Source organism: Paenibacillus baekrokdamisoli, assembly GCF_003945345.1.
Lineage (GTDB): Bacteria > Bacillota > Bacilli > Paenibacillales > Paenibacillaceae > Paenibacillus_Z > Paenibacillus_Z baekrokdamisoli.
The window spans coordinates 4,569,526-4,582,580 of sequence record NZ_AP019308.1; the positions used below are offsets into that span (position 1 = coordinate 4,569,526).

A 13,055-nucleotide genomic window follows, 5' to 3' on the forward strand; every position below is an offset into this window, starting at 1 on the left:
TGGAATTCCAGCTATTCTTTGACTGCACCAATCGTCAAGCCTTGCACGAAATAGCGTTGGAAGAATGGATAAGCCAATACGATCGGTCCTGTTGCCAGCACAACCATTGCCATACGCGACGTTTCTTGCGGCAGCGACCTAAGCAGCTCTAAGCTTTGTCCTGAATTGGCAAGCGCGGAGTTCGACGTAATGAACTTCAAGTTGTTCTCGATCCGCATAAGCATCGCTTGAAGAGGCACAATGTTCGGGTTGCCGTCGATATAAAGTAAAGCATTAAACCAGTCATTCCAATAAGCGAGTGTGCAGAACAAACCGACTGTTGCGATACCGGGCAAGGAAATCGGCAGAACAATACTGAAGAATACGCGGAACTCTCCGGCACCATCGATTTTACCTGACTCGATAATCCCATCCGGGATCATGGTCTGGAAAAAGGTCCGCAGCACCAGGATGTAGAACGCATTCACGCACATCGGCAAGATGAGCGCCCAGATCGAATCCTTCAGGTGCAGCACCTGTGTCGTCACGATGTAAGTCGGCACGAGTCCGCCGTTAAACAGCATCGTGAAAAAGGCGATGAATGAGAAAAATCCACGATATCTGAATGTAGGTCTCGAAATGGCATAAGCGTAAAACGCGATGATTGCCAAGCTGATTAACGTACCGACAACCGTCACGAATATCGTAACCGCATAAGATCGCAGCAGCTGATCACCCGATTTGAAAATGAATTCGTAAGCAGAATAGCTCCATTTATTAGGAATTAATCGATAGCCATTCTCGGCTAATGACATCTCATCCGTAAATGAAATGATCAGAACAAACAAGAATGGAAATACGCAGATAAGCGCGAATCCTCCGGCAATCAAATGACTGAGCGTATTCCAGAGCGGGGACATTTGATTCAAATCCCGCTGTTTTTTGTGAGTAGCTCTGCCTTTCGATGACTGCCGGTCAACCGCAGTAGACTGATTAAGCATTACTGCATTCTCCTTTCGTTAACGGCGAGCCGTCAGAACAACGCGTTCTCTTTGCTGACTTTACGTACAACGTAGTTGGAAATGACAACCAGCAAAAATCCGATTGCCGATTGATAAAAGCCCGCCGCTGCCGCCATACCAAGCTCGCCCGTCGTCTTCAACCCGCGATAAACAAAAGTATCGATAACATTCGTTACTGGGAACAAAGGTCCAGAATTGCGCGGAACTTCGTAGAACAGCCCGAAGTCAGCATAAAAGATGCGGCCGATCGCAAGCAGCGTCAGCATGATGATGAGCGGTTTGATCATGGGAAGTGTAATGTTGCGAATTTGCTGCCACTTATTCGCGCCATCGATCATCGCGGCCTCATAATACGACCGATCAATGCCGACAATAGCAGCCAAATAAACGACGCTTGAATATCCGACCGACTTCCACAAGCTCATAAAGGTTAGAATATAAGGCCAGTATTTCGCATCGCTATACCAGAAAATCGGCTCGATGCCAAAGGTGCCTAGTATTTTGTTCAATACGCCAAAATCAACGCTCAAGAAGCTGAATGAAAAGAAGCCAACGATAACCCAGGATAAAAAGTACGGCATAAACATACCCGTTTGATACAGCTTAGCTAACCGTTTGCTAGCAAGCTCGCTTAGGATGATCGCCATAAAAACAGAAACGATGAGCCCAAGACTGATGAACACAATATTGTAAAGTATCGTATTGCGTGTAATGATGTAAGCGTCTTCGGTTTTAAATAAAAACTCAAAGTTTTTCAAACCAATCCATTTGCTGTAAATCACATTTTCAAAAAAATTGCCATGACTGTTCCGGAACTGTTTAAATGCGATTACTGAACCGAACATCGGCAAGTAAGCAAAAAAGAAAAACCATAGCGTTCCAGGCAGCACCATGAAGAGCATCGCCCGATTGCGGACAATATTTTTAAAAAACTCGGCGATTGGACGTTGTTTGCGAATCGTTGTCATGCTCTCCCCCCCTTGATGTTCTCTTCTCTATTTACGATAATGGATTTTGTGGATTTACATAAGTTAAATAATTTTAGATTTACGGTAAAAACTAAAGAAACCGCTTTCAATAAAAATCTCTTCAACCGCTTTGTATGATATTCTTAATAGGGTTACTGGATTAATGGAAGGAGCAGCATCGGTGAATCTCATCAATTTTTATAGAACGCACTTTCAGAAGAAGCTATTCAATAAGCTGCTGCTCATTTATTCGATCATAACGGTCGTCTCGTTAGCCGTTCTATCGATCTTTGTCTATAAATATTTTACCGACACGCTCGTCCAGAAAGAGCTGGACTTAAATAAACAAGCTTTAGATAGCGTTTCCACTTATCTGGATAACAAATATTCTTCAGCACAGCAAATCGTCAAGCAATTATATCAAGATAATACTGTGATGGAAGATGTGAAATATTTTCTAGAAAACGATTTTGACCAATATTTGCGCTACCGCCTGAATCGATACGCAAGCAGCAGTGGATTCACAACACAATCATTCGTGAAATACTTTCGCAATCCGCTAGAGGACGACACCGACATACGCAGCATCGCGCTTTACAGTCAAAAGCAAAACTTTGTCTATATGCTTCAATCCAATGACATGTTGAAAATCTACCCTTCCGATATGGCCAAAGGCGCTGCCGGCGCACTATCAACGATACAAAAACATAGGAAAATCAAAAAAGTATACAGTATCATGAAGGAACTTAATGACCCAAGAACGCTGCTACCGCTTGGCGAATTGATTATCGATTATGATTCAGACAATATTGCAAAGGCTTTCCGTAATTATCAAAAAGAACTGAAAGGCTATATCGTCGTTCTAACGCCAGACAATAATGTCGTCTATGATTCCTCCAACCAATATTACGATCATTCGTATCCATATATGGCCAAGCTGACGATGTCTTCGTCATCGGCAAAGTTTGAGGAAGACTCGTTTATTAACGTAATGTCCAACCGATACGGTTTTCTTATTGCTGGCATTATTCCAAAATCGCAAATATACAATAATGTCAAAGGATTAAGAAACACGATCTTGTTGATCACGGTTTTGTGCATAGCGGCGGCGATCGGGTTTACTTATATGACAATCATCAATTATTCGCGACGGACCAAAGAAATTGTACGTGCAATGAAAAAGCTGCAGGACGGCGATTTATCGGTGCGAATTGCAGTTGAAAAAGAAGATGAGCTGTTCGAGATATCGAATCGGTTTAATCACATGTGCGAGGATTTATCGACGCATATCGACCAGGTCTACAAATCTGAAATCAAGCAAAAGCAAGCGGAGCTTGTCGCTTTTCAAGCCCAAATTAAGCCGCATTTTTTATACAATACGCTGGAGGCTATTCGGATGCGGGCGATTTCCAAAGAGGCACACGACGTCGGGGAAATGATTTATTTGCTCGCCACCTTGTTCAAGTATTCGGTGAAAAGTGATACCATGGTTTCTGTTTCCGATGAACTCGAATATTCGAGACTCTACCTCGATTTGTTCCGTATTCGCTACAAAAATAAATTTGCGTACAGCATCGAAATCGATGATGAACTGCTGAACTGCCGCATCATGAAGCTCTCGATCCAACCATTCATCGAAAACTATATCGTTCATGGCATCCGGCTGCACCGTGAAGATAATGAAATTGCGATTGCAGCCAAATTAGATAATAACGGGAAGACATTTAAGATTACGCTGAGAGATAACGGGAAAGGCATGGATCCGGATACGCTGACACAAATTCGGGAGCGTTTGTGCGAACCAAGTCTGCACCCCTCACAATCGATTGGCATTACTAACGTCAATGAACGGTTGAAAATTATATTCGGCAATGGCTACGAACTGTTGATCGACAGCAAACAAAACGAAGGCACGACTATAGAGATGATTTTATCGGCCACCTAAAGGGGGGAAATGCATGTATAGCGTATTCATCGTAGACGACGAACCTTTTATTCTCGAAGGGCTGCCGCATGTGATCCGGTGGGAGGAATACGGACTTGTCATTACCGGCCAAGCCTCGGACGGTTTGGAAGCGCTTGAAATGCTCCGGACGACACCGGTCGATATCCTGATTACCGACATTACGATGCCGCGTATGAACGGACTGGAGCTCATTCGCGATGCCAAGCTCCTAAACCCGGAGCTGAAATGCATCATATTAAGCGGGTATCACGAGTTCGATTACATCAAGCAAGGCATGGCACTTGGCATCGAGAATTACCTGCTGAAACCAATCAATATCGAAGAACTGAAGGTGACAGTCAGCTCGACCGCGCAAAAAATTACGGACACCTACCGTAAAGAAATGTACAGCCGCAGCGATTTGGATATATTGCGTGATAACATTTTGTACCGCTGGATGACAGATGCGATTGATGCAGGCGAACTGAAACATCGCGCACAGCTGCTGGGCTTCCGGCTCGATTATCCCGTTTACGCGGTCGCTGCCGTGAAGCTAGCCTTCGAAGCAGCCGAGCAGCGAGAACTCTCGCACCTGCAGCGGGATCATCTCATTTCCGAAGCGTACCAGCTATGCCGTTCCCGATTGGAGAACGATAACAATGCGTGTGTAACGTTTATAGACACGGATGGCGACATTATGGCTATCTTCGGCTTGAAGGACGCAGATTCCGATTGCGACCGGGTTCGCGATCTGCTGCGGCAGATCGGTTCAGTTATCCAAGAAAAGCTGGCCGTTCGGGCTGTTATTACGCTTGCCGACGCAGAGCACAATTATGTGAACGCCGGCCGCAGCTACGACAGCGCGAAGAAACTGCAGGAATATTATCTAATCCACTCGGAGGAAGCCGTTATTGAGCGCAAGCTTTCGATTCGTGATGCGAAGCAAGCGGCTGCTGGGGGTGCTTCGATCGATCTAGACGCATACGGAAAGCTATTGTTCGGCAAAAGCAAGCCGGAGCTGTTCGCTTGGATCGATGCTTTCTTTCAGCGGCTGCAGGCGGTCGATGCCGCTCCTCCCGCGCAAATCCAGAACCACGCGGTCGAAATCATCATTCATACGAAGCGGCTGCTGAAGGATGTCAAACTGAGCAATGAGCTGGTCTCCAACGATTACAAAGAGCTGTTCTCCTCCCTGTTCCGCATTCAGTTGATGGAAGAACTGAAGGAGCATGTCAAATATATCGCCGGTGCCGCAATCGATTGCCTCGTGTCCGAGGACGATGAGCTAAGTCCGGTCATCAAGCAGGTGCTGAAGCATATTAGCGTCAATTATGCAGAAGAGCTATCGCTGAAGACGCTCAGTCAGACGTTCAACATTAACCCCGTCTATTTGGGACAGCTGTTTCAGAAGGAAACGGGAGAATCATTTTCCGATTATGTGAACAAATTTCGGATCGAGACCGCCAGAAAACTGCTTGTGAATACGCATTTAAAAACGATCGATATCGGCAAAAGGGTCGGTTATGCCGATACCAGTTATTTTTATAAACAATTCAAAAAGTACGCCGGAATATCGCCAACCGAATTTCGCGGGCTGACCGCGGAGGCAGAGGTGTTATGAACCGAGCAACACTATTTCCACACAGAAAAAAAACCGAGGTTATCCCCGGCAATATAGTCTGTAGAACGCTCCCATTTCATAAAGAAAGGCGGTATTCTATTATATTGTTGCTTTATATGATGGAAAATAGTAGTATAATCACAAAGGGAACGCATGTTCCCGATGCAATAATAGAAGGAGATGTATCAAGTGTTTAAGAAATTAGAGTGCGTGTGTATTCATACAAAAGACATTGAGAAGTCACTTTCGTTTTACATATCAATGGGCTTAACAGAAAACTGGAAGATAGAACGTATCTTAGAGAACGGTTCAACCTGGACAGTGATTGGTTTAAAGTTTCCTTTAAAAGATAGTTCTGAACTTGTGTTGAGTAATCACCCTGAAATTAACTTTACAGAAATTGAAATCTATGTTGAAGATGTTCGACAAGCATATGATGAGTTGAATAAGAACGAAGAAATCCAATGGATTAGGACTCCTTTTGCAACCGAATCTGGACATATTGCCGTAATGGAAGCTCCTGATGGGAATGTATTTGTATTAGTTGGTAAGTAATACATCAGCCGTTTTAAATGTGCTAATGGTGGTGAAGTTTGGTTTCTGACACGATGCCAAAAGTATTCCGTTGGATACCAATTTATCATCCTGTTTCTTGTTCAGTTCAAGGAATCGATGCCAAAATAAGTAGTTATCCAAGTAGCGGGTCGCTACACCATCAAATCGTTTTAACCATTCTTTTAGTTCACCATGATAGTGATTAATATGTTGGATATGGTAAATTCCTTTTTTCACGTACCCATCTTTTCGAATGTTGATCACTTCATGGTTAATATTATGATTCTTAGCAAACGCTTTGTAGTTAGTAGCGGAATCTGTACACAAAACAACGTCTCTACGAAGAATATTGCCCATTACGTCATTGATTTGAGACGCTGTAATTCTCCCACGTCCCGCCATTTGAGAGAAAATTGCACCATTACGATCAAGAGCAACCATGACGGAAATTTGCTCATCACTTATTCCGCGTTTTTGGGCTTTACCGCCATGGTTACGAGGTTTACGATGGGCAATACCACCCTTTTTGCCTTTTTCACTTTCCAAAATATAAGTTTCATCACTTTCAACAATACCACTTAACACCGTATGACCTAATGAACGCAAGGCATTTAGAATCTTATGTCTCCAATAAAATGCGGTAGAAACATGGATTTCGAGTTCAACTGCAACTTTGGGCAATGATTTCCCTTTGTTTTCAACCATCATTAAAAAATATCGCATCCACTTTTCTGGATGATGTGTGCCAGAGAGAGGAGTTCCGCTTATATCGTTGAAGCTTCTTCCGCAATCCTTACATAGATAACGTTGACGTTCGCGGTATGTTCCGTTTCGCTTCACACGAAGACTTCCGCAATGAACACATGCTAATCCGTTCCGAAAACGAGATTCACGAATACCTTCATATAACCCAATAGCTATTCTGGGTTCGGCATCCACATCATTCTTTATTGCTTCAAACAACTGTCGTTTGTCTTCCTCTGATAAATCCGTAAACTGTGCGTAGAGGTCTAACCATGCTTTTGCCATGCGGAACACCACCCGTTTGAACGTTTCTACATAACAAATTTCAGATAAGTTCCGCATATAGCAACAATCTTTTAGAAAACCGCCTAAAGAAAAAGAGCTAACCCAAGCAGAACTACTACAGCTTGGTTTTAGCTCCTTTCTTGTACCTACACGCAGGCTTATCTAGTTATTGCATATTCAAATCTATAATTCCCCGAACCAAGCTCCAGTCGTACCTCACTGCCTGCTTGAGAGGAAACGTCAGCAAGGGAGCTGCCCACAAGTGGAGCGCCGCTTTCTTGCACATCAGAGAGCTGCGCGTAGGGCAGCTCTACAGAAGCTGTCGTGTTCGTCGGGATCGTTAACTCGACCTTCATAGTACCCGCCGCATCGTCGCGATGCCATTCGAGTGCAACCTCACCGTATTGGGATTGATGCGTCGTACGTGCGAAGCTAATGCCGTCCCATGGCTTCGGCGCAAGTATAGCATGCTTGTAGCCTGGACGATCCTCACTGGTATCTACTCCACCAGCAATTCGGTACAGCCATTCCCCTACAGCTCCGTAAGCGTAATGGTTGAACGAGTTCATATCCGCGCTCCAGAAGCTGCCGTCTTCCTTAATGCCATCCCAATGCTCCCAGATCGTCGTAGCACCCTTCTTAACTGCATATAACCAAGACGGATAATCCTCTTGTTGAACCAGCTTGCCCGCAACATCATGATAACCAAAACGAGACAATACAAGGCAGAGATACGGCGTTCCGACGAAGCCTGTAGAAAGATGGATACCGCGCTTTTCTAAGTCTTTGACTAATTGCTTCGCCACTTTCTCGCGGTCTTCCAGCTTCGCAAGATCAAACATTAAGGTCAGTACATAGCCTGTTTGGGTCGAGCCGATCAGACGGCCGCTTGGCGTAATGAATTCGCGCTGAAACTCGCCAACAATACGGCTGTGCAATTCCTTATACTTAGCCGCTTCTCCTTCATTGCCTAATGCTTCCGCAGCCTTAGCTACAAGACCCGTTGAATAGGCATAAAAGGCTGTAGCGATTAAATCCTGCGGTGTCGATCCCACGTAGCTTCCTTCATGTGCGTCTAATCCAAGCCAGTCTCCAAAGTGGAAGCCCGTGTTCCATAGCAGCTCGTTATCACCCTGCTTGCGGATATATTCAACCCAAGCCCTCATGCTCTCATATTGCTCAATTAGGAACCGGTCATCCCCATAGCTAATATAGTTTACCCAGGGACAAATAACTGCAGCGTCGCCCCATGCCGAGGAGGAATGATCAGTAGGCTTCAACACATTCGGAATAACGAACGGAATACCGCCCTCCTCGTTCTGCTCGCTCTTCACATCGCGAAGCCATTTCTGGAAGAAAGATGCCACATTCATATTAAAAGCAGCTGTCCGGGCGAAAGCCTGCGCATCCCCAGTCCACCCCAGACGTTCATCACGCTGCGGGCAATCCGTTGGCACATCCAGAAAATTACCGCGCTGACCCCATTCGATATTATGCTGCAGCTGATTTAATCGATCGTCCGAGCAGCTGAATGTCCCTGTCAGCTCCATATCGGTATGGACAACACAGCCTGTGAAATTCTCCAGATCAACTTCGCCTGGATAGCTATCCAGCTTAATGAACCGGAAGCCCTGGAAGGAGAAGTAAGGCTCGTAGGTTTCCTTACCTTCGCCTTTAAGCACGTATTCAACACGCTGCTTGGCGCTTCGTAAATTATCCGTGTAGAAATTACCCTCCGCATCGAGAACTTCGGCATGAAGCAAGGATACCATTTGCCCCGCTTGACCCGTTACGTTGAACCTAACCCAGCCCACCATGTTTTGACCCATATCGATGACGGTCTCGCCTGCCGGTGTCAGGATGACTTCAATCGGCTTTAGCTCGCGAACGATTCGCGTTGGGAGATTCTCTTGAGCAACTAATATAGCTTTGGAATGCGTACATGTTTCAACTGCATTCCACTCCGCATCGTCATAGTCAGCAACCGACCAATCCTTCTTCTCCAAACGCGCATCATAATGCTCACCATCGTAGATCTCCGATAAACGCACCGGTCCGTCAATCGTCCGCCAAGTAGAATCCGTCTTGATCACTTCCTCGCTTCCATCCTCATAGTTCACATGAAGCTGAAGCAATGCGGCACGATCTCGATTGAGCCGATAATCATCCATCCAGCCTATTCGTCCGGCGTACCAGCCGCTTCCCACATGAATACCAATGGCATTATCTGCGCCTGCGAGCAGTAGATTGGTTACATCATAGGTCTGCACCTGCAGCCTTGTTTTGTAATCGGTCCAACCCGGTGCCAGTACGTCGCTCCCGACACGAGTTCCGTTCAGATATAACTCATACACACCGTGGGCAGTAGCATAAATACGCGCAGATTTAATTTGTGCGCCTAGCTTTGCCGTTTGGCGGAACAAAGGTGATGGATTCCAGCCCTCTCCCCCTGGGGAAGTGCCATTCGTAATCCAAGCCGCTTCCCAATCTGATTCTTGCAGCAGCCCTGTCTCAAAGAAAGCCGGCTCACTCCACTGCGATTCCAGTTCGCTGCCATCCCAAGCCTTGACTCTATAATAATAGCGTGTGCGGGAGTCCGCCTTAAAGGCTGGCACTTTCACTAGCACGGATTGATCCGAATTCACCTTGCCGCTATCTGCAAGCAATTGCTCGAAGCCTTCATCATTAGCGGTTACCTGAATCTGATAAGCCGTCTGAACAACATCACGACTATTCGGCCCTGCACCTAGCTTCCAGCTAACTCTCGGAAGTTCAGGCGAGATGCCGATTGGATTCGTTTTATAATTGAATTGAAGCGAATGAACGTGTAATGGTTGATTAGTCATTTTTAAATCCCTCCTGCCCTTATCGTAACGAAACCGCTCACTGTGATTAAAGGGGGTTTTACGACAATCACTATGGTGGAATCGGACATTGGATCCCTATTCATGGACCTGTTTAAAGGAATATCCCCCGAAAGCTAGAACTAGTCGTTCAAATGATACGATCGATGAGCGCAGAATTCATAGAAGAGAGGACGTTGTGAAATGACGGATTACTTACGAGGGCAAATAGCGAAGCTGGCCGAACTTAACATAGAAACATTGCGGTATTATGAGAATCATGGACTTATCCCCTCTCCTGCTCGATCGGAATCCGGCTATCGCCTCTATTCGGAAGAGGTATTAACAAGACTCACGTTTATAAAAAATGCCAAGTTCTGCGGCTTCACCCTGAGAGAGATTGAAAAAGCGCTGAGCAAATCCCAAGATGGGAGCATCAGCGTCGCCGATTTTATCGCTGTCATCGAGCGAAAAACAAGCAGCATTAACAAAGAGATTGCCAAGAAGGAGCAAACAAAGAAGATGCTAGAGGAACTAAAGACTAATTTGCAGATGGCGGAGAAAAATCCGGAGGTGCTGGAAGTTCTGCAAATTCTTCACATGAAATCATAAGCTTGACTCTGTACTATACTACAGGTTTTACAATAACCCTATAACCTGACTTATGCTTCTAAGGTGAGCCATGTAGTGCTCGCACCGACGTATAGGAAAGGGTCACTTTAGGGGAGGGAACACGCATGGAGATAACGAATGTAGAACAGCTTGCTGCCATCAAAGGCTATTTGAAACAAACGAGCAGCTATGAAGGCAAATCGGTGGAACAGATCCGCAATGAACTGGCCGAAGCTGCTTCAAAATGGCCGCCTTTACCTAATATCACCATTGAAAAGACAACGATTGGACACTTACAAGGGGAGTGGGTTCGTTCAGCTGCAGCAAGCCCCACCTTAGCTAACCGTAAGCAGGCTGTACTTTATTTGCATGGCGGCGGTTTTATTGCAGGCACTTGTGAATTTTATCGTGATCTAGCTGCAAGAATAAGTTTCTCCAGTGGTGTGGACGTCCTAACGATCGAGTACCGGCTTGCCCCTGAGCATCCCTATCCAGCTGCTAATGAGGATTGCTTAAGTGCTTATCGCTGGTTGCTTAAGAATGGATATTCAGGTCGCCATATCGTATTAGGCGGGGATTCTGTCGGAGCCAGCCTTGCGCTTATGACCCTGATATCCTTGCGCGACAATGGAGAGGAGCTTCCAGCATGCGCTTTTCTCTTATCACCGCATACTGATCTAGTAAATCTCGATGGCGAATCGTATCGAAGCCGTGCAGAGCTTGATCCTACTGGGAGTCGGCAGGGCAATCAACGGATATTGGATGCCTATCTAGCCGGTTGGGAGGGGGAAATGCCGCCCTTGTTATCACCGCTTCGGATGGAGCTTCGTGGGCTGCCTGAATTACTGATTCAAGTAGGTGATCAGGAAGTTCTGCTCAGTGATGCCTTGCGATTCGCTGATCGAGCAAAAGAGGCAGATGTAGACGTTACATTAGAAGTATGGGAGAACATGTGGAGTGTTTTTCAAGCTTTGGCTTACATGCTGCCTGAAGCGCAGCAGGCTATCGTGAATATTGGGCAATATGTACAAGAGAGGCTCAATAAGTAGTAAGCAGCATAGCTGCCTTATGAATACTCTTCTACAACATCATAACTGTTGTAGAAGAGGTTATTCATAAGGCTCTAAATCATAATCAGTGCTTGTCATCACGAAGTACAAAGCGAAGCGGACGGAATCGTTCTGAAGAAGCGATAGCGTTCGCCTTTGTCTCCGTATTTCTACCCCTAAGGGATAGAATCAAGAAATAGGGAGACAACAGCGACCCTTAAGAATGATCCGTCCGCGAAGCGGCCTTCTACGTATCTTAGTGTTGAGCCATTTATGATTACAGGCTGGTCAGAATAATCGGTTTCCCCTCCGTAATGGCAATGGTATGCTCATATTGAGCGGACCAAGCCCCATCAATCGAGCGCGCCGTCCAGCCGTCTTTATCCAAATAAACATCCGGTCTGCCCATTGTGAATATCGGCTCAATGGTAATTACCATTCCTTTGCGAAGTCGCTTGCCGCTCCCCGCTTTACCTGTATGATTAACAGTTGGTTCCTCGTGCATATCACGACCGATACCATGCCCAACGAAGCTCTCCACGACAGCATAGTCCTCCTGATCCGCCACCTTCTGCACCGCATGGGCAATATCGCCGAGCTTGTTGCCCGCGACAGCCTGCTCTATACCAAGAAGCAGCGCTTGCTTGGTCGCCTTCATGAGCTTCATAACCTCGGCTGAAGGTGTACCAATCGCATAAGTCCAAGCCGAATCACCCATCCAGCCGTCCAACTCAGCAACCATATCTATCGTGATGACATCCCCATTGCGAAGCGGTACATGCGTAGGAAATCCATGGCATACTACATCATTTACAGATGCGCAGGTTGCAAAGGGATAGCCTCTATACCCCTTCTGCGCGGCTCTTGCTCCCTGATTGTTCATAAAGGCTTCCGCGAATTTATCGATTTCCATCGTCGTTACACCTGATCTTAGCCTTTTGGCAATTTCCTGATGACACGCCGCTACAATTCTTCCCGCCCTGCCGATCCTTTCAATCTGCTCCTCCGTTTTCACTCGAATCACCCAGCAGCACCTCCCTATTACTGTTAAGCCATTCCAACAAAAGACGATTAATAAAGATGAGCCGTGTTCAAGCTGCCCCCCAACAACATTTAATCTCCTTAAAAACAAAAAAGCCTTGTCCCTAATGTGTGGGCAAGGCATAAATTTATTCATTTAGCTAACCGAAGACCGAAGTCTTCCCATCTCGTGATCAACCACTAGTGTGAGCTCGTCTTCATAGCCGCCCATGATTCTGTACTTACGGATGTAATCCTTGACGAACTTCCGAGAATCCTTGGGTTGAAAGATTCTAGTTAGTTCCCTGAGGCTTTCCTTGACTTCATTATGGCTGCGTTTGGCCATGAAATCCCCTCCATATCATCGGTTGGTGGTTCTAACAACTCATGTACGAGAGCGCGCATGACTATT

The 13,055-nt window shown here is 45.9% G+C and carries 11 protein-coding genes; 5 read left to right on the forward strand and 6 right to left on the reverse strand.

The annotated features are described in order from the left end of the window. Positions 1-11: 11 nt before the first annotated feature. Together EKN16_RS20115 and EKN16_RS20120 are read right to left on the reverse strand one after the other, a co-directional pair. A complete protein-coding gene (locus tag EKN16_RS20115) occupies positions 12-980 on the reverse strand; it encodes a carbohydrate ABC transporter permease (RefSeq protein WP_125661285.1) in 969 nt (322 codons plus the stop codon). Between the two features lie 32 nt (positions 981-1,012). Further along, on the reverse strand, positions 1,013-1,942 hold the full coding sequence (locus EKN16_RS20120) for an ABC transporter permease (protein WP_125666449.1): 930 nt from the start codon (positions 1,940-1,942) through the stop codon (positions 1,013-1,015). Between the two features lie 208 nt (positions 1,943-2,150). On the opposite strand from EKN16_RS20120, the gene EKN16_RS20125 reads away from it, so the two are divergent. From EKN16_RS20125 to EKN16_RS20135, 3 genes are all read left to right on the forward strand, one after another. Further along, on the forward strand, positions 2,151-3,914 hold the full coding sequence (locus tag EKN16_RS20125; protein ID WP_164522899.1) for a sensor histidine kinase: 1,764 nt from the start codon (positions 2,151-2,153) through the stop codon (positions 3,912-3,914). 13 nt (positions 3,915-3,927) lie between these two features. Continuing rightward, the gene (locus tag EKN16_RS20130; RefSeq protein WP_125661291.1) at positions 3,928-5,535 is read left to right on the forward strand and encodes a response regulator transcription factor; all 1,608 of its coding nucleotides are present in this window, start codon (positions 3,928-3,930) and stop codon (positions 5,533-5,535) included. A gap of 189 nt (positions 5,536-5,724) precedes the next feature. Continuing rightward, a complete protein-coding gene (locus EKN16_RS20135; protein ID WP_125661294.1) occupies positions 5,725-6,090 on the forward strand; it encodes a VOC family protein in 366 nt (121 codons plus the stop codon). On the opposite strand, the gene EKN16_RS20140 is transcribed toward EKN16_RS20135, so the two are convergent. Both EKN16_RS20140 and EKN16_RS20145 read right to left on the reverse strand, forming a co-directional pair. Beyond that, positions 6,076-7,119, reverse strand: a complete 1,044-nt coding sequence (locus EKN16_RS20140) for an IS1595 family transposase (protein WP_125661297.1) — start codon at positions 7,117-7,119, stop codon at positions 6,076-6,078. The two genes, EKN16_RS20135 and EKN16_RS20140, sit on opposite strands and share 15 nt — an antisense overlap. A 158-nt stretch (positions 7,120-7,277) precedes the next feature. Then, positions 7,278-9,965, reverse strand: coding sequence for an alpha-L-rhamnosidase (locus EKN16_RS20145; RefSeq protein ID WP_125661300.1), 2,688 nt, complete (start codon positions 9,963-9,965; stop codon positions 7,278-7,280). A 201-nt stretch (positions 9,966-10,166) separates the two neighbouring features. Between EKN16_RS20145 and EKN16_RS20150 the strand changes: the two genes are divergently transcribed. Both EKN16_RS20150 and EKN16_RS20155 read left to right on the forward strand, forming a co-directional pair. Next, entirely contained in the window at positions 10,167-10,574 is a 408-nt protein-coding gene (locus EKN16_RS20150; RefSeq protein ID WP_125661303.1) for a MerR family transcriptional regulator, read from the forward strand. 125 nt (positions 10,575-10,699) lie between these two features. Then, positions 10,700-11,623, forward strand: coding sequence for an alpha/beta hydrolase (locus EKN16_RS20155; RefSeq protein ID WP_125661306.1), 924 nt, complete (start codon positions 10,700-10,702; stop codon positions 11,621-11,623). A gap of 277 nt (positions 11,624-11,900) precedes the next feature. On the opposite strand, the gene map is transcribed toward EKN16_RS20155, so the two are convergent. Both map and EKN16_RS20165 read right to left on the reverse strand, forming a co-directional pair. Beyond that, positions 11,901-12,647 (reverse strand): type I methionyl aminopeptidase, encoded by a 747-nt coding sequence (gene map / locus EKN16_RS20160; RefSeq protein WP_125661309.1) that lies wholly within the window; start codon positions 12,645-12,647, stop codon positions 11,901-11,903. Between the two features lie 153 nt (positions 12,648-12,800). Further along, positions 12,801-12,989 (reverse strand): hypothetical protein, encoded by a 189-nt coding sequence (locus EKN16_RS20165; RefSeq protein WP_125661312.1) that lies wholly within the window; start codon positions 12,987-12,989, stop codon positions 12,801-12,803. Between the last annotated feature and the right edge of the window lie 66 nt (positions 12,990-13,055).

Excerpts from the sequence above, each read along its gene's own strand:
- EKN16_RS20115 (WP_125661285.1), bottom strand. The coding sequence starts at position 980 with ATGCTTAATCAGTCTACTGCGGTTGACCGGCAGTCATCGAAAGGCAGA.
- EKN16_RS20130 (WP_125661291.1), top strand. The coding sequence starts at position 3,928 with ATGTATAGCGTATTCATCGTAGACGACGAACCTTTTATTCTCGAAGGG.
- EKN16_RS20140 (WP_125661297.1), bottom strand. The coding sequence starts at position 7,119 with ATGGCAAAAGCATGGTTAGACCTCTACGCACAGTTTACGGATTTATCA.
- EKN16_RS20145 (WP_125661300.1), bottom strand. The coding sequence starts at position 9,965 with ATGACTAATCAACCATTACACGTTCATTCGCTTCAATTCAATTATAAA.
- EKN16_RS20150 (WP_125661303.1), top strand. The coding sequence starts at position 10,167 with ATGACGGATTACTTACGAGGGCAAATAGCGAAGCTGGCCGAACTTAAC.
- EKN16_RS20155 (WP_125661306.1), top strand. The coding sequence starts at position 10,700 with ATGGAGATAACGAATGTAGAACAGCTTGCTGCCATCAAAGGCTATTTG.
- EKN16_RS20165 (WP_125661312.1), bottom strand. The coding sequence starts at position 12,989 with ATGGCCAAACGCAGCCATAATGAAGTCAAGGAAAGCCTCAGGGAACTA.